This is a genomic window from Deltaproteobacteria bacterium (genome assembly GCA_020845895.1).
Lineage (GTDB): Bacteria > Lernaellota > Lernaellaia > JACKCT01 > JACKCT01 > JADLEX01.
On the sequence record JADLEX010000137.1, the window covers coordinates 1 to 26,268 of the forward strand.

A 26,268-nucleotide genomic window follows, 5' to 3' on the forward strand; every position below is an offset into this window, starting at 1 on the left:
CCGACGACGGGCATTTCCGAATCGTCGAGCGGCGAGACCTGCACGCCCACCGGCGCGCCGGTGCAGTCCATCACGTCCCACTCGCACGAATCGGCGCACTGGCAAACACCGTCGTAACCGTAGCCGCACGGGTCGCCGACCTGGCAGCACAGGTCGTTGTCCTCGTAGCCATCGCACCAGTCGACGGATTCGAGGTCGAGAATGTCGGTGAGGGGGCAGTTTCCACCGGCTGCAGAAGGTGTCGGATCGTACGTCCCATCGTCTTCGTCCACTGAACAGCCGGTGAAGTCGATGGATCCGTCCTGCGTGTCGCCGGTCGCCGTGAAGATGGCCGTCTGACTCGGGTCGTTCGACTCCCAATCCACCAGCACGTCGCCCGTAGACCACGTCGCGATGACCCCGCCCGTCGACGGATTCCCCGTCGCCGCGTTCGCGTGGATTTCCGCGTACCGCCCGTATGTGACGTCATGTCCCTCCACAATGATTTGGCCGCCCGCCACGTCCTGAGTAGCGTTGAGCTCGCCGTGGACCTCCACGCTCCCGTTCGAGGACAGGTAGATGATCCCGCCCTTGGTGGAGCCGTCGCGGTCGAGGTTGCGGATCGAGACCTCGCCAAGCGCACCGACGTTGAGCGAGTCCAGCGCCGCAAGGCGAATCATCGCGGACTCCTCCGGCCGGTTGTAAAGAAGGCCGTCGATGGTGATGTTGCGGGCGATGATCGTGAGCTGCGCGTCGGAGTCATCCGCATCCACGGCGAGCGTGGATGAAGAAGGAATCGTGAAATCGCAGTCGGTCGTGATCGTCAGACCGCGTTCGCCGGTTGCGAGGAACGCGGAGCCATCCAACTCGACGTTGTATCCCGAGAAATCGAGGACCTCGAGATCCTCGACGGGTTCGGGCCATTCATCGAGCACGATCGGTGTTCCATTGCACGACGGCGTGTTGGAGAAGGAGAACGGCATTTCGGCGAAACCGAAATCGACCATGAGCGTCACGGCGCTCCCGAAGAGTCCGGAATCGTCCATGGACCGAACGCATTGCGTGAATTCGTCCGTCTCTCCCAACGACGAAAGGGTCTTGATGCCGATCGGCGACGTGGAACTGGCGAGCTGAGTGTCATTCTCGTCCTGTACGACCAACTCGGCCCAAGCCGCGAATTGTTTTGGCGGCGCCCAAGGATTCATGCCTGCGATCGACCCGCGAAACTCGATGGCATACGTGCTGCACAGCAATCCCTCGGGATTCTGGGCAACGGGCTCGCCGCGAAACCCATTGCGGGTCAGGCTGACATCAGAATCGTCTCCGTCCACGGTCCCGCAGCGGTCATTGTATTTCGGGTGCCCGGCGACCTTTCTTACGCAATTCCGTTCGTATTCGTAGTTCCCGTTCTCCGCATCGACGACGTACGTTGCATCGGGCGGATTGGGGTCCGCAAATTCCTCGTCGTCGCACGCGGGCAGCGTGTGCCAGAACCGGTCAGGAGATGCGATGAATCGGATCTCGAATTCCGCGTTTTCGTATCCGGTCACGTTCGGCAGGTCCTCGTCGTAGCAGGCGGTCATTTCGTAGCGGTAAATCTTGTCGCCGTCTTCTGTGTACGATGACATCGCGATGTCCACGCCGGGTGAGGAATCGGACGGGCGGATTGGCGAGGGCGGCGGTGGGACGATCTCTTCGGATTCGATGCCGGAGCCGGCACTGCTCAGAATGAAATTGCGAATCGACCCTTCCAGTCGGTTCCACCCCTGAGTCAAACGACGGGGGTGCAGGGCGTCGGCATTCACGAAACTCTCGAACTTCTTGTCGAGATGTCGATCGAAGGTCTGCGGGTCGTCGAGGTCGACGTAGCCGGCGTCGATAACGCCCTCGGACGGGAACAACGCATTGTGCCAGAAGTAATCTCCGTAGAGAAACCCGTAACCTCCTCGCGCACCGAGGAAATACCCGTGGTCCACATCCCCCTCAAGCTGCATGAATGCGTTCTCAGCGCCGAGATATGAACGGTACATCTCGAACGTGCGCTGAAGCCCCATAAGACCCCACGGTTCATCGGCGGAGCCTTGAGCAAGAAGGATCGGTCGCTCGTCGAACGTCGGATCGTAGCGAAGCGGGCTGAAGTAGCGGCTCAGCGCGCATCCCGCTTCCATGCGGTCGAGAACGGGCTGCGAGAACTGCGAGGGCAAATCTCCGTCGCAATCCCATGCGATGTAGGGCCGATTCGCGGCGTCGTCGCCGACCAGCGGCGCGCCCGAGGTCACTATGGTGTAGCCCATGTTGTTGCCGGGCACGCGGAAGTTGTCGTCGAGGCTTCCGTGCGCGGCGAACGTGAAGACCCCGGTGATCGTGACGTTGGAGTACATGGACGCCTGCAGCGCCTCGTTGCTGACCAGTCCCAGCCAGCCGCCGGCCGAAAAACCGCCGATGGCGAGGCTTCCGCTGGTCCAGCCCGCAGGCTCGAAGAACTTGTCGAAGAGGTTGACGGCGCGCATGGCGCTTTCGCCAAAAGCCCACGCATAGTTGCGCGCGGGTTGTACCGGGTCCTCACCCAGAAATCCGTCGAGGAGGTAGCGGTGTTGCGCGTCCTCCAGAGCGCGCCATCCCGGACCCGAGGGCTCACGACCCGCACTGACGTTGATTTGGGTAACGATGGTGTTGAAATCCTCATATGCAGGAAGGTCGCTGGGATCGATGTCCTGAGACATGTCCGCTGCGACGTGCGACGGCGGCGCGATCATCACGACGAAGACCTTGCCGGCGTTTTCAAGATGCGCTGGGCTTCCGACAAGCGGTTGGTAGGAACTCGTTGACCACAGCGCGGCCAGCTTCGCGGCTTCGGCGGGCGAAGAGGGATTGCGGAAGCCGGGGAGGTACAGGACGCCGGGACGAGCGAGCGTCTCAAGCTCGTCCTTGACGCAATCGAGAGGATGTCCCTCGGAATCAACGGGGCGTTCCGTGGCGAAGTACCCAAAAACAGTCCCGTCCACGAGCGGAGGGCCGAGTTGGCTTGGGTTTCCGATGAGGCGGGTGAAGCGAATTTTTCCGACACAGTACTCTCCCCAGTCGTCGACGCCGGGCGTCGTGCTGTTTCCGTTCGAAGCGAAATGCTTGTAGCCCCTGGTTGAATCGGCGGTGGGCAGGAAATCGAGACCCAGGCGGAATACGCCGATCTGGTCGATCTCAAAATGGTCGTCGCGAATGTGATATGGGTCATCGATTTCGTCGTCATCGTCGCCGACGTAATCGTCGATTACGGAACAGCCCGAGTCGGTCGTCATCGATTCGAAGCGGAACCCCTCGCAGCCCGCCATTTCCTCGCACTCCGAGAAAAGCTCGCCGAGCGTTGCCGGCGGGGCTTCGAACGTGCAGGGTGTCGCCAACGCGCTGCCTGCTCCGTAACCGAGCGCGATCACGAATATGGCCAAGGGTACACCGATCCTGTTGAAGCGTCTCATGGTGAAACTCTCCTTCTCTGGTTGACGGTCAGTTGTACTCAACGACTCGGCGAGCGCCGAATTGAGAAACCTATGGCAAACTGTCCGGATCAAAGGTGACCATTACCGTCGATGCCCCGGTATAACCAATGCTCCGAAATCGTCCATTTTCTAATCGAAATAACTTCGCAGATCCAAATTCAACTTCATCAACGAGAATTGGATGCCACTCCATCTGCCCTGACTGGTTGGTGATGTAATGAAAACCGCTCAGGTCATCAGATTCACCGTCCGGCGTGCCGCTTGCAACGAAATGCGCTGTTCCGGCATTGTCGATATACATATTCTCTTCTTGGTAGCCGGCATTAGCGACAGGCAAGGATTCCGTCACCCACATGCCGCTGTCGTTATGTATATAATACAATCCATAATCCGTGGTCATGCCGCCAACCAAGGCATGCAACGACCCATCCGTCGCCTTCTGCAAATAGATACTGTTCGTCCCAATTGCCAGCTCGTCGATCAGTTCCTCGTCCCAGTTGTCAGCGCCGATCCTATGCGCCAAGACTGGCCCATCCGAAACAGGGACGGGGCCTCGATAGGCTACCGTCGGAACCTCTTCCTCGTCGAGGATGAAATCGGCGATGAAAAGCGTGTCGTTGATGTCTTCGACGATCCAGTCTTGCCCTGTCTTGCGAATGTAGCGGGAAATCTGGGCAACGCCGTTCGAACCAGCGAAAGCGACATGCGGCGACGCAGCTTCATCAATCGCCACGTGGATGTCACTGAAGCCGTTCAGCCCCGTCATGATATTCTCAAACTCCCAATCGTTACCGATCTTTTTTCCGTATCGCAAATATCCGTCCACTTCATTTCCCCAAACGACATGTAAAACGCCGTTAGGACCAATGGCAATCGCTCCATCTTGAGGAAACGAATAAGATTCTTGTTCTTGGTCGAGTAACTCCTGAGACCATACCCCATCTTTCAGTAAACCATGATGAATTCGACTATAGAGGTCGCTCGTCGACAGAAAATGTATTCCACCTTCTGCGTCCATGACCGACTTGTCGGTTGAAAAAACATGATTCGCCGCAATTCCGTACCGCTTCCACGTCCCATCCGCGTTGGTGTCGTAGAAAAGAGCGATTGGATAGTCGTAATGCTGCCGATGCACGATATGAATCTTTCCGCCCGCGTCCACCGCCGAGATCATGTTGCGCGCATTGCGCAGCGCGCTCGTCCCGATCTGATAGAAGACCCACTCCCCGCTCGCGTTCGTTGCGTAACGCACGTTGTGGCCGAGCCGGTCCGAATACACGAAGTGCAGGTTTCCGGCCCCGTCGCGGTCCATCGTCACGGACGAAAGCATGTCGATGCAGTCGTCCAGCTTTTCAAAAACCCATCCGTCGTCGGTTCGATACCCGCTGTAGAGCGCAAGATCCGCGTCGCCATCCCCCGCCACGCGCACGATGCCCTCGGCGTCAATAAACAGGTCCCACGGGGCCATCTCCGGATGCGCGATCTCGTCCTCCCAGTCCCCAGTGGTCTTTCGCCAGTAATGCATCCCGTCGTCATCGTAGTACATCACGTGTGGGTTCCCGTTCGCGTCCAGGTCGATGTTCAGCCAACCGCTGTACAGCGGCGGCGTCGCCAATACCTCCGTCGAAAAAACGCCGTGGTCCCACGTCGCGTAATGCACGCGTTCGTCGTCCCGCTCGAACTGGTTGTAGACGAGGTGCACCACGTCGGTATCCGGGTCCACTTCCATGTCGAATTCGGGATACTCACCCCGGTCGTCTACGAGGATCGTCGCGATCTCCCAGTCCCCCGACTCGTCGGTCGCGTAACGCAGTTCCCGCACGTCCTCGTTGCTGAAAGGCCGGTACGTGAAGACAACGTGCAGATTCCCCTCGGCGTCCATGTCCATGTTTTTCACTTCGCCGCCGAAGGGCTCGATCGTCTCGCGCGTCTGGTCGCCGGTCATCGGATCGATCGACCAGACGTCGAGCGACTTGCCCTCTTGGCCGAGGATTCGCACGCGCCCGTCGGGCGCGACGAGGATGTCGTTGCGTCCCGCGCCCGCGGTGCTCGCGACGATCTGCTGAAAAATCACCCCGTCGAAATTGAACTCCGGCCACGGGCCGTAGGGAACCTCCGGGATGATCTCCTCGGGCGTCGCGATGTATGGGTCGCAGGGCGTTCCGGAACCTGGAAGCGAAGTCGTCGTTGTCGAAGAGGTCATGACCACCGTCGTCGTGGTCGTGGGCGACGTGGTGGTCGTCGTGCCCGCGTCGTCGTCGAGGTCGTCGTTCAGGGAATCATCGTCGAGGGAGTCGTCGTCCGACTTCGCCGAGGCTTCGTCGGATGAATCGGGCGATTCGCAATCGCAGGCGGAAACCGCCGCGAGGGCAATCAAGAGGCATAAGGTGACGGTGGTTCGCGTTTCCACTTCATCTCCCTTTGTCCCCAACGGTCATAAAATTCAATATAAAATCGATACGCCTTTTACATGCGAAATACGGTAAGGCAAATTACGAAATAGTCGATTGTCGGTCTCCTCACAATCTTGTCACGCAACGGGCGGTCGGTCGCCGGCAACGCGTACCGGTCCGGCGCCGCGACGAAGCCGTGCGAGGCCACCGGTTCGATTGACGCCCCGCGGGTGGGGTGTTAAGTCATGCGCGATTCGTCCGAACCCGCGAGGATCCCTTGAAGGACAAGCAAGAGCGCGTCATTCGCCGATATCAGAATCGGAAGCTCTACGACACGCAGGCGAGCCGCTACGTCACCCTCGACGAAATCGCCGAGATGGTGAAAGAAGGCGTCGACGTCAAGGTTATCGACAATCGGACGAAGAAAGACCTGACCGCGTTGACGCTCACGCAGATCCTTTTCGAGGAAGAGAAGAAGGACAAGTCGATCCTGCCGCTTTCGGCCCTCAAGAAGATCCTTCAGGTCGGTCAGGACAGCATGACGGACTTCGTGGAGCGGGTGATCCTGCCGGGGTTGCAATCGATCGGTCAGGCGCGCGGCGAGGTGGAGAAGGTGCTGGAACGCCTCGTTCACCGGGGTAAGATTGGCGAGGACGATCGACAAAACCTGATCCACGAGGTGTATTCGACCAGCCAAAAGACGGCTGAGGACCTCGGACACCACATCGACGAAAACGTCGGCCGATTTCTCGACGGAATCCGGTCGATCTCCGCCCTGACCGAAAAAGTCGCCCAACTCGAAAAAGACGTCGAGGAGCTCGAAACGCTCGTGCGCGAGCGTTTGAAAGACTCGTCCACGTCATAGCGCCCGGCGCGCGCGTGCGCTACAATCCCCGGTGAGACAAATGCGGAGTGGCGTCGTGAACGTCCCGTTTTCCAAATTGGCCGGCACCGGCAACGACTTTCTGATCATCGATCACCGGCAGTCGTTTCTTCCGCCGGGGGAGATGCCGGAGTTCGTCCGCAAGGTCTGCCGACGCGCGCAGTCGGTCGGAGCCGACGGCGTGATTTTTGTCGAACGCCACCCGAAACTTGACTTCGCCTGGCGCTTCTTCAACGCCGACGGTGGCGAAGCCGAAATGTGCGGCAACGGCGCGCGTTGCGTCAGCCGGTTTGCGTTCGCGCGAGGTTTGGCCGGCAAGACGATGCAGTTTCAGACCGTTGCCGGTGTCATCGAATCGCAGATTCTCGACGAGCGCCGCGTGAAAGTGCGCCTCACCCGCGCGCACGATGACCGCGAGGTGTCGCTCAGCCTGCCGGCGGGAAACGTGAACGGGCACATGGTCAACACCGGTGTCCCGCATGTCGTCGTTCAGGTCGCCGATGTGAGCACGGTCGACGTGGAAACGCTCGGCGCGCAGATTCGCTACGCGGCGCAATTCGCGCCCGCGGGGACCAACGCGAACTTTGTGCAGATCGTGGGCGAGCACGACTTGGTGATCCGCACCTACGAACGCGGCGTCGAGGGCGAAACCCTCGCGTGCGGAACGGGGTGCGTCGCCGCCGCGACGATGCTGGTGAAAAGCGGCGCGGTGAACGCGCCGGTGAATCTGCGAGTGCGTTCCGGCGAAACACTGACGGTGCATTTCTCGGGCGACGACCCGCTGAATTCCGACGCGTGGCTCGAAGGTCCGACGCAGTGGATCTGCGACGGCGAACTTCGGCCCGAAGCCTGGCAGGGGGCATAAATGCCGCTTTACGAGTTTCGATGCGAGAAGTGCGGCGGCGTATCGGCGTTTCGCGAGAAGATGTTCGAGCGCCAGCCGCTGTTTTTCGGGCGGCGCAAATGCTCGCACTGCGGTTCGAAGAAGATCAACAAGATCATATCGCGCGTCGCCGGTCATGTGGAACGAACCTACAACGAACAACTCAATGAACTAAAGTCGATGGGCAATGTCACCTTCATTCCCGAGGAAATGATGAAGCGGCCGGAGCCACCGGGCGGCGTTTGCCCTTACCACCAGGCGCACGTCGAGGAAGAAAAAAAGCTGGCATCGGCCGAATCCGAGAAAAAGGCCAAGTCACCCATCGTTCTGAGTTCGTGAATCCGCCCCACGCAAGATTCGATTTCGCGCCGGTCGCCGTTGCGTTCGCGTGTTTTACTGCACTCGCCGCGTGTATCGCGACGCTCTCCGCGTGTTCGCGCGCACCTGCGCCGACGGGGGTTCTGGTCTATTCGGACGCAGCCGGCCGCGTCGTGGCGTGGGACTTCGATACGAAGCGGTCGCGCACCCTCGTCTCGGGCGGCGCGGAAGGCGACCTTGCCGTGGATCGATCGGGCCGGAGTGTCGTCTACGCCGCCACTGGACCAGAAGGCGTCCGCGCTCTGCTGTCGCGCAATTTGGTGACAGGGACCGTCGAAGCGCTGTGCCAGGCGGGATACCCCGATGTTCCCACCTACTGGCGCGGCCCCGCGTTTTCGGCGAGCGGTGAGGAGGTGGTCTTCACGACGCGCGACGCCACGGGTGATCGTGCGGCGCATCTGGCAAAGGGCTCGCGCCACTGCGCACGGGTCGCCGACGGAATCACATCGACGGAATTTGGCCCGGGGGTCGATCGGGTTTTGCTGGCCGACGAACGCGCCTTCGCGGCATACGCCGTGACCGACCCGCTGGTGCCGGCGGTCCCGCCGGGAGTGTCCCTGCCGCCGGTCTGGCGATCCGATGAGGCCATCGTCGATCTCGCGGTCGATCGTCTCTACGAGCGATTCGCGGTTCTCACGCCCTCGCGTTTCCTGGCCCGAGGCTTCTCGGGAGGGACGACCGAGAGCGCGTTCGAGTTCGCGAAATCGAACGAGGGCGACGCCGGTCGCGACCCGGTATCGCTGAGTTTTTCCCCGGACGGCGGATTCATCGCCGTCGTCTTCGGGCCGAGGGACGGCGCCCATATTCGCATTTACGAGATTCCGCGTCCCGGCGCGACGTTTGTCGATCGCGGCGAAGTCCCGCTCGACCCCGCGCCGATTCCCGCGCAGTTCGCGTGGGTTCCGCGCCTCTTGGGAACGGGGGAGCCGGCCGCTCCGTAGCGCGGTCAGACAAGATCCGCGCGTGCCATCAGACCCGCGTCCGCCAGCACGTCGGAACACGACCCCTCGGCGACGATCCGACCGTCCTTCATCACGACCGCGCGGTTGCACAGGCGGCGCGCGAGATCGAAATCGTGCGTCGCCACGATCTGCGTTCCACCGATCGCAGCCAAAAGTTCCGCGATCTCCCGGCGACCGCGTGGATCGAGGTGCCCCGTGGGTTCGTCCAAGGCGAGCACGCGCGGCGACATCGCCAGCACAGCCGCGATGGCAACCCGCTTTTTCTGACCCAGACTCAGGTGGTGCGGCACGCGCCGCTCCAATCCTCCGAGTCCCACGTCCGCGAGGGCGCGCCGCATGCGTTCCGCGACGACGTTGTCCGCGAGACGTTGATTGCGCGGGCCGAAAGCGACATCTTCGCCGACCGTCGTACAGAAAAGTTGGTCATCCGGATCCTGAAAAACGAGACCCACGCGACCGATATCCATGGGGTTCTTTCGTCGCGAAGGATCGCATCCCTCGACCAAAACGCACCCACGCGAGGGCACGAGTCCCGCGATGTGCCGGAGCAAGGTCGATTTTCCCGCACCGTTGGCGCCCACGATCGCGATGCGTTCGTTTGTATCGACGCGCAGATGAACTTCCGCGAGCGCGGATGTCCCGTCGGGGTAGTCGTACGTCAGACCGCGAATCTCGATGATGGCGGTCGTCACGCGAAAAGCCCCAGCGCCGCGCCGGCGAAGACGATTGCACCGGCCTGAACCCATCCCTTCGCGCCGAGGGGAGCGGGGAAGGGCGCCGGGCGAACGTGCCCATCGAAACCGCGCGCGACCATCGCGGAGTACATGCGCTCCTGCCGCTCATGGCTGCGGACGAAGAGCGCACCGATGAGCCGCCCGATCGACCGGATTTCGCGAAAGCTTCGGCCGCGATACCCGCGCGCGACGAGCCCGTGGCGCATCCGGCGCACCTCCTCGGCCAGCACGTGGATCGAGCGAAACGTCACGACGAGACCGGTGACGAGGGACGGCGGAACGCGCATCCACGCAAGACTCGCCCAGAGCCGGTCCGTGGGTACGGTCGCGGAAAGCAGCACGGCCGCGCCCGTGGCGGCGAAGACCTTGAGTGCGACGCCGATCGCGGTGTGAACGCCGGAGGGGTAGATGTGCAGACCGAGCCAAACGGTGGGCGTTTCGGGAGCAGGCGGCGGCACGAAGGGAAGCCAGAGGGTCACGGCGGCGATGACGGGCAGAACGATGAGCACGCGCGCGCCGCCGGCGCGCCAACTCGCCCGCCATGCAACGCCGAGGCACACGAGAAAAAGAATGTTCATCACCAGCGCGGCGTGACGCGACGCAGGCGTCGCGACGCACACGGCCAGAACGCCCAGAAGCGCCAGCACGCGCACGCGCTCGTCCGGCCCCGGCCCATGCGGCGTCGCGGAACTCACGAGCCGCGTTTTCGATTCGCGAGCGTTCGGCTGACGACGATGCCGATCCCGAACGTGGCGAACGTTCCGGCGAGGCCGGCCAGTGCGGTGGACCACCGGGGCGACGCGACGCCGGGTACCGCGTAATCGGGAAGCATGGCCGTCGCGGGGGCGCTATTCGCGGCGTGATCGGCGAACGCGAAATCTTCGGCGACGCGCTCGAGTCCGTCGGGGGCTGAAGATGCGAACGGCGAGGCCACGACAGCCACGGCAGCGGCGACGACGAGCCCGGCGAGCGCGAATCCGATCGTGCGCGTCATGGCGTCACCCATGCGTCGACGGCACCGGGCCGGGAATCCGGAATCAGATCGGGCCGGATCGCGGCGACGGTGGAGATCACCGAGGCGGTGATGGCCGCCTCGATCAGGCCGATCAGCACGTGCCAGCCGAGCATCGCCGGCATGACGAGCCCCCACGGCGCGCGCCCCGACAGCGCGACCTGCGTCGCGCACAGCCCACTCGCGATGAAGACCGAAACCCACCCCGCGAATGCACTAAGTGCGGGCAAGGGGACCGATCGCCCGAAACCGCTCGTTCCGGCGATTCGAAGAATCGCGACGGTCACGAGGGGCGGAACGACGGCCATGTTCAGGATGTTCGCGCCGAGCGCGAGCACGCCGCCATCGGCGAAGAGCAGCGCCTGAATCGCAACCACGAGGGTCATGACGACGATCGCCGCCGAGGGCCCGAGCAGAACCGTGGCGAGCGTCGCTCCCAGAAAGTGGCCGCTCGTGCCCGCCGCGACGGGGATGTTGATCATCTGAGCGGCGAAAACGAATGCCGCGGTCGTTCCGACGAGGGGGACGTGCGCCGGACCGAGTTCGCCGCGAACCTTTTGAAACGCGATGGAAACCGCGGCGATGCCGGTGACGGCGGTCGCGACCGTGACGGGGGCGCTGAGAAACCCATCGGGAATGTGCATGGCGATCCTCGGAACGAAGCCGATATCGAATTGGGCCGCCGCCGCCTACGCGGACGAGCCGATATGAAAATCGCGGCAATCGTAATACCGGCGCCCATTTTCGTCAACGAAAAACTGCATCGGGTCCACGTCTCGGCGTGTTTTTCAGCTAACAATAACGGACGGTTACAAGGTAGCAGAAACATCCGCAAGGTCTTGGAATTGTTGCGAAAACGTTCGCACAGGTCAAATTTTGGCGCTTGATTTCGCCCGGCGAAGGTGCTAAACGGTCCGCAAGTCGGCAAGTCGGGGGGAAGCCGCTCGGTGTTTCCGGCGGTCCGGCGAATCCATAGAAGTAAGAATACCCACAGAAAATGGATTCGCGAGCCCCAGCGAAGGACACGATTCACGAGTTGGGCGTCCCATCGAACGCCCGGGAGGGTCGGCATGGCCGTGCGTGTGGCGATTAACGGATTCGGACGAATCGGGCGCGCGGTTCTGCGCCGCGCGATGGCGACAGGCAAGATCGAGGTGGTGGCGGTCAACGACCTGACCGACACGAAGACGCTGGCTCATCTGTTCAAGTACGACTCGGTGATGGGCACTTACGCCGGTTCCGTCGCCGCCGCGGACGGCCATTTCGTCATCGACGGCAAGAAGGTCGAGGTCCTGTCGGAAAAGGACCCCGCGGCGCTCGACTGGGCGAGCCGCGGGGTGCAGGTCGTGATCGAATCCACAGGGCTTTTTCTCTCCCCGGCCAAGGCATACCAGCATATCAAGGGCGGCGCGAAAAAAGTCATCCTCTCGGCGCCTTCGAAAAAGAGCACGCCCGAGGAATTGGCGAAATTCGGCTACGACAAGGAAGACGTGGACGCCACGTTCGTGCTGGGCGTCAACGACGATCTCTACGACCCGGCGAAACACCACATCGTCAGCAACGCCTCTTGCACCACGAACTGCCTCGCCCCCGTGGCGAAGGTGCTGCACGACAACTTCAAGATCCTCTCGGGGCTCATGACGACGATCCACGCCTACACCAACGACCAGCGCCTGCTCGATCTGCCGCACAAGGATCTGCGCCGGGCTCGCGCGGCGGCGGTGTCGATGATCCCGACCACGACGGGCGCGGCGCGCGCGGTCGGCCTCGTCATCCCCGACCTCAAGGGCAAGCTCGACGGCGGCGCGATTCGCGTGCCCACTCCCAACGTCAGCCTCGTCGATCTCACGGCAACACTCGACAAAGCTACGACAGCCGACGAGGTCAAGGCGGTTATGAAGGCGGCGGCGGAATCGGACCGGATGAAGGGCATCCTTCGTTACGTGGACGAGGAACTCGTCAGCATCGACTTCCAGGGCGATTCGCACAGTTCCGCTTTCGATGCTCCGCTGACGAAGATGATCGGCGACAAATGCGTGAAGATCATGTCGTGGTACGACAACGAGTGGGGCTATTCGTGCCGCGTCGTGGATCTCGCCGAGAAGATGGGAAATTCGCTCTAGTCGGCGGTCGAGCCTCCGCGGGCGGCGACGGAGCGAATCGCGCTTCCTGAAGGACTTCGAGAACGGGGGCGGGCATCGCCCCCTTCTTTGTTATGACAGGCGGACTAACCACGCGGAATCAGCGAGGGAACCATGACCGTCCAGTATATCGATGACCTCGAATTCGCCGGAAAGCGCGTTTTCCTGCGCGCCGACCTCAACGTCCCCCTCGACGAGCACCAGAACATCACCGACGACACACGCATCCAGGCCGTGCTGCCGACGCTCACGTATCTCCTGCGCCATGGGGCGCGCGTGGTCGTGGCGAGCCATTTGGGGCGACCCAAGGACGGCCAGAAGGACCCAAAGTACTCGCTGATGCCGGTTTCCGCGCGGCTCGCGCAACTGCTCGACAAGGATGTGATCCAGGCGCCCGAGGTGATCTCGGACGGCGTGCGTTTTCAGGCGCAGCAGCTCAAGGAAGGCGAGGTGATGGTGCTCGAAAACGTCCGCTTCCATCCGGGCGAAAAGAAAAACGACCCCGAACTCGCGAAGTCCTGGGCCGAGTTCACGGACGCCTACGTCAACGACGCGTTCGGATCGTCGCATCGCGCGCACGCATCGATCGACGCGCTGGCGCGAATCGTTCCGATCAAATGCGCCGGGTTTCTGATGCGCAAGGAATTGCAGTCGTTCAAGCTGGCGCTGGACAAACCGGCGCGCCCCGTGATCGCGATCCTCGGCGGAGCGAAAGTCTCCGACAAGGTCGGCGTCATTCAGAACCTGTTCGACAAGGTGGACGCGATCGTCATCGGCGGCGCAATGGCCTACACGTTTCTCAAGCAACTTGGCGAAAACGTCGGCAAGAGCCTTGTCGAAGAGGGCAAGCTCACACTCGCGGGCGAGATTCTCAAGTCGGCGAAGAGCAAGGGCGTGGCGATTCACCTCCCGACGGATCACGTGGCCGCGACGAAGATCGAAGCCGGCGCGGCGCATCGCGTGGTCGGCGCGGGCGGATTCGCCGAGGATGAAATGGGGCTCGACATCGGACCGGCGACGCGCGAGGCGTTCGCGAAGGTCATCGCCGAGGCGAAGACGGTCATCTGGAACGGCCCGATGGGAGTGTTCGAAATCGAGGAATTCTCGCACGGCACCTTCGCCGTGGCGGCGGCCGTGGCGAAGGCTGACGGCCTCTCCGTGGTCGGCGGCGGCGATTCGGTTTCGGCGATCCACAAATCTGGCGTCGCCGACAAAATCAGTCACATCTCCACGGGCGGCGGCGCGTCGCTCGAGCTGCTCGAAGGCCGCGTTCTGCCCGGCATCGCCGCGCTGGAATCATGAGGAACACATGAGACGCACCATCCTCGCCGGCAACTGAAAGATGAACACCGACCTCGCGTCGGCGCGCGAACTCGCCCGGCAGCTTCGCGCCGCGGTGGGCGACGTCGATGATCGCGATGTCGTGCTGATTCCGCCGTCGCCCTTCATCGACGCGGTCGTGCGCGAGGTTGCCGGCAGCCGCATCGGCGTCGGCGCGCAGGAGTGCCGCGCCGAGGCCAAGGGCGCGTTCACCGGCGACGTGTCGGTGCCGATGATCGCGAGCTGCGGCGCGACTTACGGCCTCGTCGGGCATTCGGAGCGTCGGCAGTTCCACGCCGAGACGAACGCCGGCTGCAACGCGAAGGTGAAGGCGCTGCTCGCGGCGGGGCTCACGCCGATCTACTGCGTGGGCGAGCCGCTGGAGGTGCGCGAAGCGGGCGGCACGCTGGCCCTGGTCGAGACGCAGGTGCGCGAAGGCCTCGCGGACCTTACGCCGGAGGATGGCGCAAAAATCGTCGTGGCTTACGAACCGGTATGGGCGATCGGCACCGGCAAGGTCGCCACGCCCGAACAGGCGCAGGAGGTCCACGCGCACATCCGGGGGATCCTCGCGGACCTCTTCGGCGCGTCCGTCGCGGACGGCATTCGCATCCAGTACGGCGGATCGGTCACGGCGGAAAACGTGGACGAGCTCATGGGGTGCGCGGATATCGACGGCGCACTCGTGGGCGGCGCCTCGCTCAAGGCGGACACCTTCGCGCGCATTGTGAATCACCGCTAAGCGGCGATCATTCGCGGTTCAGGTAGGTCGCCAGCGCGTACGCAGCCTTGTACGTCGAGAGCATGTCGTAACGCGCATACCAATACGCGGGCAGATTCGTCCCGAGGAATTCCTCGTCGTACCAGGAGCCGTCAGCCAACTGCTCGTCGAGGAGGAACGCGACCGCTCGATCGATGTCGGGGTCGTCCCCAGGCGTCGCGGCCATGAGCCCGATCACCGCGTACGCCGTCTGGAAGATCGTGCTCGGTCCTTCGCCCGCCAGCGCCGGGTCGACGTAAGACTCAGGTGTTTCGCCGAAACCGCCGTCGGCGTTCTGCTTGGTCCGCAGCCAGTGCGTTCCGCGCGTGATCGCTTCGTCGTCCATTGGCACGCCGGCCGCGACGAGCGCCTGCAACACCTGCCCGGTCGCGTAAACGTAGTTCGTGCCCCATCGCCCCCACCACGAGCCGCTCGGTTCCTGCTTCGCTCGCAAAAACTCGATTCCCCGTGCGAGCGCCTCGCCGCTGTCCGCGAAATCGACCGCGTCGAGACTCGCGAGGGCGAGCACGGTGCGCGCGGTGAGATCGGCCCAGCTCAGATCCTCGGGCACCCAGATTTCGTCCGCGAGAAACGCGAAGATCGCGGCGGGGTCGAGCGCGTTTTTGTCCCACGCGGCCCAGCCTCCATCGTCGTTTTGCATCGACAGCGCCCACGCGAGGCCCTTCGTCATCGACTCGCTGATGTCATCACGCGAGGCGTCATCGAGCAGCGCGAACGCGTCGAGCACCATCACGGTGCAATCCACGTCGGGGTAGTACTGGTTGAAGTGCTCGAAGCTCCAGCCGCCGGGCTCGCCCTCGGGGTTGTTGTGGACCCAATCGCCGACTACCGTCGTTTGTTTCGATACGAGCCAGTCCACCGCGCGGACGATGGCCGAATCGCCGGGCGGCACGCCCGACGCCAGCAGCACGTGGAGCACGTACGCGGTGTCCATGACCGGCGGTTGGCTAAACTGTTGATTGATCGTGTCCTCGTCCTCGGTCTGGAACGACTCCACGCCCTCCAGGCCGCGGTCGATCGCCTCGTCGTACGCGGCGTCGCCGGTGGAGGCGAGGGCGATCATCGAATACATCGTGTTGATGAACACACCCGCCCAGTTGCCGTCCTCCTCCTGGCGTTCGAGGATCCAGTCGATCGCCACGCCTTCGCAGCAGCCCGCCGGCGGCGGGTCGTTTGGTTCGCCGTCGAACGGGTCATTCACGAAGATCTCCGCGATTTCGCGCCCGGGCGGCGGGATCACCGCATGACCGCTTTCGTAGATCACGAGAAACGGAATCAGCACCGAGTGGTAGTAGCCCACGCGGTACAGCCACTCCTCGACGAGCATGAAGTTCGTGTTGAACGGAATCATCCGATTCCACGGCACCTGGCCGAAGAGCGCGAGGCGCGTCTGCACGAGTCGGTTCGCCGTTTCGGCCCCGCCGCCCGCAAGAATGAACGCGCGTGCCGCACTCATCGCCGGGTCGTCGGTACCGAGCCCCGCGAGCTTGAGCGCGAGATAGTCGAGCACGGTGATGTAATCCACGCTCGGCCCGCCCGGATAGGCGCTCCAGCCGCCGTCGGCGTTCTGGTGGTCGAGGATGTAGCGCACCGCCTTAGCCTGGCGCGCCTCGTTCACGCGGCCGACGTAGTGCATCAGCAGGATGTAGTCCGCGGTGAATGACGTGTCGGTCTCGAAGCTGCCTTCCCAATAGCCGTCATCGGCCTGCGCTTTGAGCAGAAACTCCACCGCGCGATCCAGCGCCGCCCGGGCGTCGGTCTTCAGATCCGCGTCGTCATCGACCGCATCGTCATCCCCGAGATCGTCATCCGATCCGTCGCCATCGGGGTTGTCGTCCGATGAGGTGTCGCCGCCGCCGCACCCGGTCGCGAACAGACCAAACGTCAAAAGACTCAGCACCGCCCACCAGCGATTCCGCACGGGCATGGTCGTCTCTCCGCGAATTCGAATGGACGAATGTTAGCAGGAATCGGCGCGCGGACGAAGACGAAGGAAACCCTGGCGGTCAGTGCGTGAAGCGGAAGGGAACCTGCTTCGTGACGGCAGGCCCGTCGAAGGCCGGGAATTGCAGGCGCATGACGCGGCGTTCGAGGCAGTCTTCGGCGGTCGGCGAATTGAGCGTCGATTTGGAGATGCTCGCCTTGGAGACAATCCCGTTTGGTTCGACGGTAAACATCATGATCGCCTCGCCGGACATCTGCGGGTTCTCCTCGAGGCCCTTCATAAAACAGAAACGGATCGGCACGACCTTGTCGGCGAGAACGGCCTGAATGTCCTGATTGGTCAGCGAACTTTTCCCCGTCGGACCCGTGGCGACCGGCGGGAGCGGCGCGACGGACGCGACCTGCGTGCCCGTGGCCGGGGGCGGAACAGCGACGGGCTTCGGTGTCGGTGCGGGTGTGGGCGGCGGAGTCGGCAGCGGCGTCGGTGCGGGCGTCGGCACGGGAACGGGAAGCGGCGCGGCGATGGCCGCCGGTTTGGGCGCGGGCGGCTCCGGCGTCGCGATCGGCGCGGGCGTGGGCTTCGGTTCCTCGCGTTTCGGCTCCGGCGTCGCTGCGGGGATCGGCGCGACAGCCACGACGGTTGGCGGTGCCGGAGCGGGCGGTTCGGGTTTGGGCGTCGAAACCGGTATAGGCGCGGCGACGACCACCGGCACGGGAGCCGGCGCGGCGGGTTTCGGCGGGGACTTCGCCTCTTCGACCGTGCCCACGGTGGACGCGGGCGGGACAATGGCGGGCATCACGACCGGCGGCGCGTCCGCGACCGCAACAGGCGCGGCGGTCGGCTTGGGCGAGGGCGGCGGCGCGAGAAGCTCTTCCGCGACCTCCGGACTGGACAAAACCTCCTCGGCCATTTTCTGCAGGTCCTCGGAGCCCGCCGTGCTCAGGTTCTCCGGCTCTTTGAAGGCGTAAGCCGCGAGAGTTTCCTGCGGGTCGTACGCCTTGCTGATCTGCGCCTCCAGCGAGCGGGAGAGCCCGCGCGCCTTGATCGCCCAGGAAGTGCGTGGATAGCGCTGAAAGAGCGTGATGAGCGTCTCGAGCGCGCCCGCCTGATCGCCCTGTTTCACCAGCGCGAACGCCTGATCGTACATCTGACGCGCGGTCATGACCTGCGTCGCCGCCGGATCGTACCCCGACGCCCACGCGACGGCCAGCGTCGCGAGCAAAGCCGCGATGACGACGAACGAAACGCGCCGTATTCCACGCACTTTCAACAAGGGACGCACTACCCCGAAAATCGAATTACGTTAGTCCTGAAACGGTCCGTTAATCAAGAGTCTCCGAGACACTGACACTCCCCGGGAGGCCGCCAAATCCGGGAGGATTCCGAATCTCGCGGGCCAAAAGTGTCAATTTTCCGGGGGGATCAACCCGGCTTGACGGCGCGTGCGGTCGGGGTCAGATTGCGCGGCCTTTAGGAAATGGGAACGAAAAGATGAATGCACCCGTCCCGCGCACCGCACGCAATATTCGCAACATCGCGATCATCGCCCATGTCGATCACGGAAAGACGACGCTGGTCGACAAATTGCTCGCCCAGACCGGGAGTTTCGAGCGAAACGAGGGGAATATCGAGCAAGCCATGGACAGCGGCGAGCTCGAACGCGAACGCGGGATCACGATTCTCTCCAAGTGCACGTCGGTCGAATTCGGCGATTTTCACATCAACATCGTGGATACGCCCGGGCACGCCGATTTCGGCGGCGAGGTCGAGCGCGTGATGCGCATGGTCGATTCGGTCCTGCTTCTCGTCGATGCGTTCGAGGGGCCGATGCCGCAAACGCGATTCGTCACCAAAAAAGCCCTCGCGCGCGGGCTTCATCCGATCGTGGTCATCAACAAAATCGACCGTCCCGGGTGCGATCCGCCCGCCGCGGTGGACGCCGTGCTCGATCTTTTCATTTCGCTGGGTGCGACGGACGACCAATGCGATTTCCCCGTCATCTACGCCTCGGCGAAACAGGGTTACGCCGTCCGCGCCCTCGGCGACGATCCGCGCGACCTGACGCCGCTGCTGGAACGGATCTGCGAGCATGTGCCGCCGCCGAACGTCGATCCCACCGCCGCGCCGGCTCTTCAGGTGACGACGTTCGATCACGACGAGTATGTCGGTAGCATGGCGATCGGCCGCGTCGAGTCCGGCGTGTTCCGGCCCGGCGAGCGTGCCATGATCGTGCGAGAGAGTGGGCACGGTGACGTGTTCCGGATCAATCAGGTCTTCGGTTATCGCGGACTGCGCCGCATGGCGCTCGACGAAGGTGTGGCGGGTGACATCGTCGCGATCACGGGGATGGATCTGCTCAACGTCGGCGAAACCATCACGTCGGTGGATTTTCCCCGGGTACTGCCCATGCTCGAAGTCGATGCTCCCACGGTGAGCATCGCCATGATGACGAACACCTCCCCGACGATGGGCCAGGAAGGCCGATTCGTCACGAGCGCGAAGGTCGCCGAACGGCTCACCCGGGAGCGGAAGTCCAACGTCTCGCTGCGCGTGGAGAGTACGGACTCCCCCGACACGTTTACCGTGAGCGGGCGCGGGGAGCTGCATCTTTCGGTGCTCATCGAAACCATGCGCCGCGAGGGATATGAATTCATGGTGTCGCGGCCGAAGGTGGTCACCCGTGTGGACGAGGCGGGGCATTTACTGGAACCGTATGAGACCGTCACCGCCGATGTCGAAAACGCGCACGTGGGAACCGTGATCGAGTCCCTCAGCCAAAGGTTCGGCCGCATGACGCAGATGCGGGATGTCGGCATGGGCCGCTCGCGCGTCGAGTTCATCATTCCCACGCGCGGACTGATCGGCTACCGCTCGAAATTTCTGACGGAGACCCGGGGGAGCGGAGTCCTCAACGCGATCTTCGCGGAATACGCGCCGTGGGCGGGGGATCTGAAGGATCGGTCGAACGGTGCGTTGATCGCCCAGGAAGACTGCGTGACGGTGACATACGCCCTGTGGAAGCTCGACGATCGCGGCGTGTTTTTCGTGCCGCCGGGCGTGCGCGTTTACGCGGGTCAGGTCATCGGCGTTCACACGCGCGAAAACGATCTCGTCGTCAATCCGGGCAAGACGAAGAAACTGACGAATATCCGCGCGGCGGGCGCCGACGAAAAAAACGTCATGAAACCCCACAAATCGCTGACCATCGAAGAAGCGATCGAGTTCATCAACGACGACGAACTCGTGGAGTTCACTCCGAAGTCGATCCGCGTCCGCAAGCGCGTTCTCGACCACAACGAACGCAAGCGCGCTCTCGTCAAAGCCGGCAAGGCGTCCGAAGAAGCTTCGGCCGTCTAAGGCAACTTTCCCGTAGTCGGTCGTCGCCGCCGGCGAATGACCCGCGCCGCCCGGACGAAGACATCGATTTCAACCTCCGCATATTTTGAATCGGCTGAGGAATCGCCTGACGCAGTTCACGGGATTTCCACGCGCGGGCCGTCGCCGTATGCTTGGGATAGAACGCGATGAACGGAGTACCGAGTTTGGACACGCAGACGACCCCGCAAAGCCGCATTGAGCCCGCGTTCGCGAAGCGTATGGCGGACCGGTATTTCACGAGCACCGTCAGCCAGTTCATCTTGCACGGCGCGGTGCGCGACCTCGTCCCCTTCGACGAGGCGGGACGCGTGCGTTACGTGCCGCTCGAGGAATTTCTGGAGAAGTGGCTTTTCGCTCGACGCGGCGCGGTCATCTACTTCGACCGATCGCGCGGCCTCGTGATCCCTGATGCGCAGGCGAAGAAGGACTTCGAGGCGTTCTGCAAAGCCTACGACACGGTCGCGGGGACGCGCTACGCGGCCGCGTGGCCACAGGACGCGCCGACGGTGCTGCGTCTCGTGGAGCGCTACATCCACACGCGGGTGGGCGAGGGCAAGGGCGTCGCGTTCATCCTGGACTACGCGGAGCAGGTCGCGCCGTCGGGCGAAGCGGGTCATCTGGGCGACGCGGACCGCTCGTGCCTGACGACGCTGCGCCGGTGGTCGCGCGACGCGCAGTTCCTGCGCGGCGACGTGACGATCGTGCTCATCACCGAGCAACTCGCGGAGCTGAACGCGCACCTCGTGTCCAACCCCTTCACGGATCTGATCGAGATCGAGCTGCCCGACGTGGACGAGCGCCGCGCGTTCATCGCCGCCGAAACCGAAGGCCGGGATTTCTCCGAGATCTGCGAACTGTCCGCCGAGGCCGTCGCGCAACTCACCGCGGGCTTGTCGCTCACGCACGTCCGGCAGATCCTCGCCGAGTCGTTGCGGATGAATCGGAAGATCCAGATCGACTCGCTCTCGCGACGAAAGAAGGAACTGATCGAAGCCGAGTGCCACGGGCTGATCGAGTTCGTTCAGTCGCGCCACACGCTGGACATGGTGGCGGGTTGCCGGGAGGCGAAGGAGCAACTGCGCACCGCCGCGCGGCTGCTGAGACAGGGCGCGCTCGACGTGTTGCCGATGGGGTGGCTCGTGGCCGGGCCGGTGGGGACGGGCAAGACGTTCCTGGCAACGTGCTTCACGGGCGAAGTCGGCATCCCGTGCGTGAAGATCCTGAATATCCGCAGTCAGTGGGTCGGGCAAACCGAAGCGACTCTGCAGAAACTTCTCACGGTGTTCAAGGCGATGGGACCGCTCGCGGTCATCATCGACGAGGCCGACGCGTTTTTCGGCGACCGCGGCGCGTCGGGCGATTCCGGCACCAGCGGGCGGGTGTTCTCGGCCTTGGCTTCGTTCATGAGCGACACGGCGCATCGGGGAAAAATCCTGTGGTTCCTGCTGACGTGTCGGCCGGATCTGCTGCCCGTCGACATCAAACGTCAGGGGCGCGCCGAGGAGCACGTCGCACTCTTCCCGCCGACAACGGCCGAAGAGCGCGCGGAGTTCTACGCGGTGTTGCTCAAAAAAAATCGTGTCGCCACGCCGCTCTCGCCTGCGGACATCGAGGCCCTGTACGTCCGCGCTGGATCGCCGAAGCTCTCGGGCGCGGATCTCGAGGCGCTGTTGATCCGCGCCAAGAGCGCGGCGGCGGCGCGTGGTTCCGCGGGCGTCGAGCGCGCGGACTTCGAGGGAGCTTTCGCGGACTTCATCCCTCCGGTGTACGCCGAGGAGGTCGAGTACCAGACGCTCGTTGCCGTCATGGAGTGCACGAGCCGCAAGCTGATTCCGAAGCCGTGGAGCGAACTGTCGCGTCCCGACGTGGCGAGGCGAGTGCGGGAACTGCGCCTGATCGTCGAGTGATCCGGCGGCGCTTCCTGTCGCCCGAGCGACCGCGTACGCGAAAACTCCGCAAAAACCGCGACGGTTTTCAGAAATCTGAGGCGATGATCCCCCCTCCAAGTCTTCCCGGCGCGGGACGCTACTGAAAATTCGACGTCGATTCGGGCGCTTGGGTTCGGAATGCGCTCTTTGGCACGGAAGCTGCTGATTGAGCTGGACCGTGGAGGCGATGATGCCGATGAATCCACAAGGAGTGCTGAAATGAAGTCGAATCGCAATTTGTTTCTGATTCTCACCCTCGTTCTCGCCCTGTCCGGCCTTTCGGCCCTCGCGGTGGCGTGCGGAGATGACGATGACGACGACGATGATGATTCCAGTTCGGATGATGACGCCGCCGATGACGATTCCGCTGACGACGACGCCGACGATGACGCAGACGACGACGCCGACGACGATACCGGCGACGACGATGCCGATGACGACGCTGATGATGATGCGGACGACGACGTGGATGATGACATGGACGACGATACGTCCGATGACGACGCTGATGACGACGCTGATGATGACACCGCCGACGATGACACCGCGGACGACGACACTGCCGACGACGACACCGTCTGACGTTCCATGGCTGGCGTCCCTCTGTAATGACGAGGGATAGTGCGATAGATGAGGAGCCGGGCGAAAGCTCGGCTCTTCGCTTGATACGGGTTGATCGGGGGTATCGCGGGAAGCCGCCGAGTGGAATCGAACCACCGACCACCTCCTTACCAAGGAGGTGCTCTACCCCTGAGCTACGGCGGCAAAAACACGAACATCGGGCAAGCCCGAAGCGCGCGCATCATACGGATTCCGATTGAAAACGCAAGCCGAATCGGGCTTTACCCTGCCGGACGCGGCGTTTACAATTCGGATGTGGAGGAGACGAAATGACAAGCGCGAAACTGGGAATTTTCGCCCTGCTGATGTCCCTGTTCGTCGCGACCGTTCTCGGTTGCGCGAAGGGAGAAGACGACGAGGATGCGACCGTGAACGGAAATACGCCCGGCGGTTCCAGTACGACCACCGGCGGCGGCGACGATGATGACGCGGACGATGACACGGATGACGACACCGACGACGGGATCGTGACCGTCGCGACGGTGTTCCAGTCCTCGGTCTGGGCAAACGACGTCTATGCCTCGCTGTTCGACGAGGTGGGGTGGCAATCCTACAACGTGCTGCTCACCGACATGCCGGAAACCGCGGTCGACACGGCCGATCTCATCCTTGTCGACGCGTTCACGATCTGGCAGGACGCGGCGACGGCGGAATTCCTCGCGGATACCGGCCTGCCGATCATCGGCATGGGCTCGGGCGGCCTGCAACTCTTCGAACTCATGGGGCTCGAATCGAGCTTCGCGAACACCAACGGCATCATCTACGACTTTCAGGACACCTTCACCGTGCCGGACGCGTCGCATCCCGTGTTCACCGAGCCGGTCGATTTTTCGGAGTTCCTCGCCGACGGCGACTCGCTCGACGTTCTGAATACGGCCACGGACCTGTTCGGCGTGAACCTCGATCCCGTTCCCGCCGGAGTCAAGGTCATCGCCACGAGGGAGTTTGACGAATCGCGCGGCGGGATTCTTCTCGAGGACTCCAAATATATGTCGTGGGGCCTCGACCTCTCGGCGGATCAATTGAACGACACCGGAAGCGCGTTGCTGGTGAACTGCGTGGCTTACTTGACCGACTCGGGGGACGATTTCGGCGTGGAGTGAGCCGAAGGGACCGCGAGGGACTCGAGAGCCGCGCGTCCGTCCTTGCTGATTCCCGCCCGTGTCGCGAGTCCGGCCAGGATGTCGCGATTGCGGGTATCGCCGGCGGCGTGCGCGGCGGCAATGATCCCGAGCACGGACTTCTCCCACGCCGCTCCGTTTCGGTTCACGAACGCGGAAAACACGGTCTGCGCGTCCTTTTCGCGACTGAGTCCCGCCAGAGCCCAGGAACGGGAAAACAGAAAGAGATCGAAGCCCAGCGCGCGGTCCGCCGCGTCGGCGGCGGCGAGTGCGTCTGTGTACCGGTGCGTGGCGAGAAACAGATTCGCGCGCGTGATATCCGCCAAGGTTTTCGGACTCGCCTTCGCCCAGCGATCGCAGGCCGCGACGGCCGACTTGTCGTCTCCGGTGAGGAGATGGAACGCGCACCAGGCCAGATCACGGCAGGGTCCCGGCCAGACGAGCTTTTCGCTCTTCAGAATCGCCTCGACGGTCGCTCGCTCGGGAGCGCTCAACGATACCGAAGGACGCATGAACTGCGTCGGTTCGGAAATGTGGTTGACGATCGAGGCGATCTCGACGCCGAGCCGTCCGCCCTTGCCGGCGAGTTCCTCGATCGCGGGACGAGCCGCCAGTTGGTTCTGCGCGAATCGTCCCGCCTCTCGTGCAAATTGCTCGTTGCCGTTGACGCTCTTCTTTTCCAGATCCCAGGTTCGACCGCCGAGCGCCGTGATCGCACGCTGCGGGTCGTAAGCGAAGATGCTGTGCGTGACGAGTCCATCCGACGCCGAGTGGAGGCTGTAGAGCAGTCGCGCCACGCCGCGCGTATCGAGAATCATGTCGACCGTCTTCATGTTGCCGGACGCGATGGCGAACAGGATGAGCGAACGCACGTCGTCGCGCTCCTTGTCGCCGGGTTCCACCGTCTTCGATCCGCACAGCCCTTTGTGGATGGCCGCGTAGGTCGATTCGTCCAGCACGGCAGGCTGCGAATCCAGGACCATGCACAGCACCTCGCCCGCGGCGCGTGCAGGCTGCGCGAGGAGCAAGGCAAGGATCGTCGCGACGATGGCGACCGGCGCCGCGCGGCGCACGCGAATCCTCTCGAAGCCGGCGCGAACGATCATGGAATGGAGAAAGAAGCTGGGCATCGGACTCCTCGATTTCGGAGTTTTCGCGTCTATCACGACGGGGCGGACTTGTCTTCCCCGGTCGGCGCGACGTATAAATCACCGATTCGCCATGTGCGCCATCGATTCCCGAAGGGATTCCGCTTGCTCCGCCCATCGATCCGAAAGTTCGGCCGAGCGCTCGTCGTCGCCTGTGTTCTGATGTCCGTCGTCACCATCGCCGCGGCCTGCCGGGAAGATCCCGACGAGGATGAAACCACGAACGCCGAGCGTCGCGAGATCCTGTGCGACAAATTGGACGCATGCGGGTTCGCCGACGAATTGGCGATCGCCGACTGCGCGACATGGGCTGAAGACCTGTCCGACTGGTTGACGGACTGCGGGCTTCGCGCGGATGGGTGCCGCGAACTCGCGGAATGCTTCAATATCGAGGAAGGCGCCATCCCCGAGGCTTCCTGACCCGCCGCCGGGCGGTCACGGTATTCGACGTCGTTTGGCGTTTTTGACGCCGATCAATGTTGCAACGATCATGAACGTGGTATCATTCGCCGTTGGGATTTCCATTCCTGGGTGTTCGGGTCGTATGCGCAGACACTTGCTGACGAACGTCTTTGTTTTTTCGGGTCTCGACGACCGGGCGTTGTCGTTCATCGAGAAGGCGTCCGAAGAGCGGACCTACGCCGAAGGCGAGCATGTGTTTCGCGAGGGCGATCCCCCGAGTTGGTTCCCGATTCTTCTCGCGGGCCACGTCAAGCTCTGGAAGCGTGCGAAGGGCGAGCGCGAGGTCATTTTGCGGATCGTGCACGCGGGGGACGTCTTCGGCGAACTCGCGACGTTTTCCGAACATCCGTACTCGGCCAGCGCGACGGCGCTCTCGTCCGCGCACGTCCTGCTCATTCCTCACGACGAGTTCCTGCGTATTTTTCGCGAGTTCCCCGAAGTCGGCTTCGAACTGACGCTCGATCTCGCCGCGCGTCTGCGCGCCGCCCATGACGTCATGCACGCGATGGCCACCGACTCGGTCGACCGCCGCGTCGCGAAGTGTCTCGTGCGTCTTGCGGAGCGCGCCGGCAACGAAAACGGCGCACTCGTACGCTTCGGCTTTCCGATCCGACGGCGGGATGTCGCCGCGATCTCCGGCACGACCGTGGAAACCGCGATCCGCGTGCTCGGCGACTTCCGGAGACATCACTGGGTCGGCGGCGG

At 63.2% G+C, this 26,268-nt stretch carries 21 protein-coding genes, 1 tRNA gene and 1 pseudogene; 13 read left to right on the forward strand and 10 right to left on the reverse strand.

Annotated features, from left to right (window positions below; genetic code table 11):
- The coding region (locus IT350_18420; protein ID MCC6160034.1) for a hypothetical protein at positions 1 to 3,452 on the reverse strand (3,452 nt) is incomplete at its 3' end.
- A gap of 70 nt (positions 3,453 to 3,522) precedes the next feature.
- The gene (locus IT350_18425; protein ID MCC6160035.1) at positions 3,523 to 5,883 is read right to left on the reverse strand and encodes a hypothetical protein; all 2,361 of its coding nucleotides are present in this window, start codon (positions 5,881 to 5,883) and stop codon (positions 3,523 to 3,525) included.
- 260 nt (positions 5,884 to 6,143) lie between these two features.
- Between IT350_18425 and IT350_18430 the strand changes: the two genes are divergently transcribed.
- The 4 genes from IT350_18430 to IT350_18445 are packed head-to-tail and all read left to right on the forward strand — an operon-like array spanning position 6,144 to position 8,951.
- Positions 6,144 to 6,731, forward strand: a complete 588-nt coding sequence (locus IT350_18430; protein MCC6160036.1) for a hypothetical protein — start codon at positions 6,144 to 6,146, stop codon at positions 6,729 to 6,731.
- Positions 6,732 to 6,771: 40 nt separating this feature from the next.
- On the forward strand, positions 6,772 to 7,614 hold the full coding sequence (locus IT350_18435; protein ID MCC6160037.1) for a diaminopimelate epimerase: 843 nt from the start codon (positions 6,772 to 6,774) through the stop codon (positions 7,612 to 7,614).
- Positions 7,615 to 7,971 (forward strand): zinc ribbon domain-containing protein, encoded by a 357-nt coding sequence (locus IT350_18440; protein MCC6160038.1) that lies wholly within the window; start codon positions 7,615 to 7,617, stop codon positions 7,969 to 7,971.
- A complete protein-coding gene (locus IT350_18445) occupies positions 7,968 to 8,951 on the forward strand; it encodes a hypothetical protein (GenBank protein MCC6160039.1) in 984 nt (327 codons plus the stop codon). Before IT350_18440 ends, IT350_18445 begins: the two co-directional genes overlap by 4 nt.
- Positions 8,952 to 8,956: 5 nt before the next feature.
- On the opposite strand, the gene IT350_18450 is transcribed toward IT350_18445, so the two are convergent.
- Genes IT350_18450 through IT350_18465 form a run of 4 tightly spaced genes read right to left on the reverse strand, consistent with a single transcriptional unit; the run spans position 8,957 to position 11,362 of the window.
- Positions 8,957 to 9,718 carry an energy-coupling factor ABC transporter ATP-binding protein gene (locus IT350_18450; protein MCC6160040.1) on the reverse strand — a complete coding sequence of 254 codons (762 nt, stop codon included), beginning with the start codon at positions 9,716 to 9,718 and terminating at the stop codon, positions 8,957 to 8,959.
- Positions 9,661 to 10,401 (reverse strand): cobalt ECF transporter T component CbiQ, encoded by a 741-nt coding sequence (cbiQ, locus tag IT350_18455; protein ID MCC6160041.1) that lies wholly within the window; start codon positions 10,399 to 10,401, stop codon positions 9,661 to 9,663. The genes IT350_18450 and cbiQ overlap by 58 nt, the downstream gene beginning before the upstream one ends.
- Positions 10,398 to 10,712 carry a PDGLE domain-containing protein gene (locus IT350_18460; protein MCC6160042.1) on the reverse strand — a complete coding sequence of 105 codons (315 nt, stop codon included), beginning with the start codon at positions 10,710 to 10,712 and terminating at the stop codon, positions 10,398 to 10,400. The genes cbiQ and IT350_18460 overlap by 4 nt, the downstream gene beginning before the upstream one ends.
- Complete coding sequence (locus IT350_18465) at positions 10,697 to 11,362, reverse strand: energy-coupling factor ABC transporter permease (protein ID MCC6160043.1); 666 nt, start codon at positions 11,360 to 11,362, stop codon at positions 10,697 to 10,699. The genes IT350_18460 and IT350_18465 overlap by 16 nt, the downstream gene beginning before the upstream one ends.
- A gap of 426 nt (positions 11,363 to 11,788) precedes the next feature.
- On the opposite strand from IT350_18465, the gene gap reads away from it, so the two are divergent.
- The 3 genes and pseudogenes from gap to IT350_18480 all read left to right on the forward strand — a co-directional run bounded on the left by gap (position 11,789) and on the right by IT350_18480 (position 14,921).
- Positions 11,789 to 12,841: a type I glyceraldehyde-3-phosphate dehydrogenase gene (gene gap, locus IT350_18470; protein MCC6160044.1), complete on the forward strand. Its 1,053-nt coding sequence runs from the start codon at positions 11,789 to 11,791 to the stop codon at positions 12,839 to 12,841.
- 132 nt (positions 12,842 to 12,973) lie between these two features.
- Complete coding sequence (locus tag IT350_18475; protein MCC6160045.1) at positions 12,974 to 14,161, forward strand: phosphoglycerate kinase; 1,188 nt, start codon at positions 12,974 to 12,976, stop codon at positions 14,159 to 14,161.
- Positions 14,162 to 14,168: 7 nt separating this feature from the next.
- Positions 14,169 to 14,921: pseudogene (locus IT350_18480) on the forward strand (triose-phosphate isomerase).
- 7 nt (positions 14,922 to 14,928) lie between these two features.
- Here IT350_18480 and IT350_18485 read toward each other — a convergent pair.
- Both IT350_18485 and IT350_18490 read right to left on the reverse strand, forming a co-directional pair.
- On the reverse strand, positions 14,929 to 16,887 hold the full coding sequence (locus tag IT350_18485) for a hypothetical protein (protein MCC6160046.1): 1,959 nt from the start codon (positions 16,885 to 16,887) through the stop codon (positions 14,929 to 14,931).
- 79 nt (positions 16,888 to 16,966) lie between these two features.
- Positions 16,967 to 18,178, reverse strand: coding sequence for an AgmX/PglI C-terminal domain-containing protein (locus IT350_18490; protein ID MCC6160047.1), 1,212 nt, complete (start codon positions 18,176 to 18,178; stop codon positions 16,967 to 16,969).
- 218 nt (positions 18,179 to 18,396) lie between these two features.
- On the opposite strand from IT350_18490, the gene typA reads away from it, so the two are divergent.
- From typA to IT350_18505, 3 genes are all read left to right on the forward strand, one after another.
- Positions 18,397 to 20,262 (forward strand): translational GTPase TypA, encoded by a 1,866-nt coding sequence (gene typA, locus IT350_18495; protein MCC6160048.1) that lies wholly within the window; start codon positions 18,397 to 18,399, stop codon positions 20,260 to 20,262.
- 167 nt (positions 20,263 to 20,429) lie between these two features.
- Complete coding sequence (locus IT350_18500) at positions 20,430 to 22,190, forward strand: AAA family ATPase (protein MCC6160049.1); 1,761 nt, start codon at positions 20,430 to 20,432, stop codon at positions 22,188 to 22,190.
- A gap of 240 nt (positions 22,191 to 22,430) precedes the next feature.
- On the forward strand, positions 22,431 to 22,793 hold the full coding sequence (locus IT350_18505) for a hypothetical protein (protein ID MCC6160050.1): 363 nt from the start codon (positions 22,431 to 22,433) through the stop codon (positions 22,791 to 22,793).
- A gap of 111 nt (positions 22,794 to 22,904) precedes the next feature.
- Here IT350_18505 and IT350_18510 read toward each other — a convergent pair.
- A tRNA-Thr gene (locus IT350_18510) sits at positions 22,905 to 22,976 on the reverse strand.
- Between the two features lie 125 nt (positions 22,977 to 23,101).
- Between IT350_18510 and IT350_18515 the strand changes: the two genes are divergently transcribed.
- Entirely contained in the window at positions 23,102 to 23,935 is an 834-nt protein-coding gene (locus IT350_18515; GenBank protein MCC6160051.1) for a hypothetical protein, read from the forward strand.
- On the opposite strand, the gene IT350_18520 is transcribed toward IT350_18515, so the two are convergent.
- Positions 23,896 to 25,083 (reverse strand): hypothetical protein, encoded by a 1,188-nt coding sequence (locus tag IT350_18520; protein ID MCC6160052.1) that lies wholly within the window; start codon positions 25,081 to 25,083, stop codon positions 23,896 to 23,898. The two genes, IT350_18515 and IT350_18520, sit on opposite strands and share 40 nt — an antisense overlap.
- Before the next feature lie 123 nt (positions 25,084 to 25,206).
- Between IT350_18520 and IT350_18525 the strand changes: the two genes are divergently transcribed.
- Both IT350_18525 and IT350_18530 read left to right on the forward strand, forming a co-directional pair.
- Complete coding sequence (locus IT350_18525; protein ID MCC6160053.1) at positions 25,207 to 25,521, forward strand: hypothetical protein; 315 nt, start codon at positions 25,207 to 25,209, stop codon at positions 25,519 to 25,521.
- Between the two features lie 124 nt (positions 25,522 to 25,645).
- Positions 25,646 to 26,268: Crp/Fnr family transcriptional regulator (locus tag IT350_18530; protein MCC6160054.1), on the forward strand; the 623-nt coding region annotated here is incomplete at its 3' end.

Bases quoted from the DNA above. Each gene is read 5' to 3' on its own strand.
- IT350_18435 (MCC6160037.1), top strand. From the start codon at position 6,772: ATGCGGAGTGGCGTCGTGAACGTCCCGTTTTCCAAATTGGCCGGCACC.
- IT350_18440 (MCC6160038.1), top strand. From the start codon at position 7,615: ATGCCGCTTTACGAGTTTCGATGCGAGAAGTGCGGCGGCGTATCGGCG.
- IT350_18450 (MCC6160040.1), bottom strand. From the start codon at position 9,718: ATGGGTTCAGGCCGGTGCAATCGTCTTCGCCGGCGCGGCGCTGGGGCT.
- IT350_18460 (MCC6160042.1), bottom strand. From the start codon at position 10,712: ATGGGTGACGCCATGACGCGCACGATCGGATTCGCGCTCGCCGGGCTC.
- IT350_18465 (MCC6160043.1), bottom strand. From the start codon at position 11,362: ATGCACATTCCCGATGGGTTTCTCAGCGCCCCCGTCACGGTCGCGACC.
- gap (MCC6160044.1), top strand. From the start codon at position 11,789: ATGGCCGTGCGTGTGGCGATTAACGGATTCGGACGAATCGGGCGCGCG.
- IT350_18475 (MCC6160045.1), top strand. From the start codon at position 12,974: ATGACCGTCCAGTATATCGATGACCTCGAATTCGCCGGAAAGCGCGTT.
- IT350_18485 (MCC6160046.1), bottom strand. From the start codon at position 16,887: ATGCCCGTGCGGAATCGCTGGTGGGCGGTGCTGAGTCTTTTGACGTTT.
- typA (MCC6160048.1), top strand. From the start codon at position 18,397: ATGAATGCACCCGTCCCGCGCACCGCACGCAATATTCGCAACATCGCG.
- IT350_18500 (MCC6160049.1), top strand. From the start codon at position 20,430: ATGAACGGAGTACCGAGTTTGGACACGCAGACGACCCCGCAAAGCCGC.
- IT350_18505 (MCC6160050.1), top strand. From the start codon at position 22,431: ATGAAGTCGAATCGCAATTTGTTTCTGATTCTCACCCTCGTTCTCGCC.
- IT350_18515 (MCC6160051.1), top strand. From the start codon at position 23,102: ATGACAAGCGCGAAACTGGGAATTTTCGCCCTGCTGATGTCCCTGTTC.
- IT350_18520 (MCC6160052.1), bottom strand. From the start codon at position 25,083: ATGCCCAGCTTCTTTCTCCATTCCATGATCGTTCGCGCCGGCTTCGAG.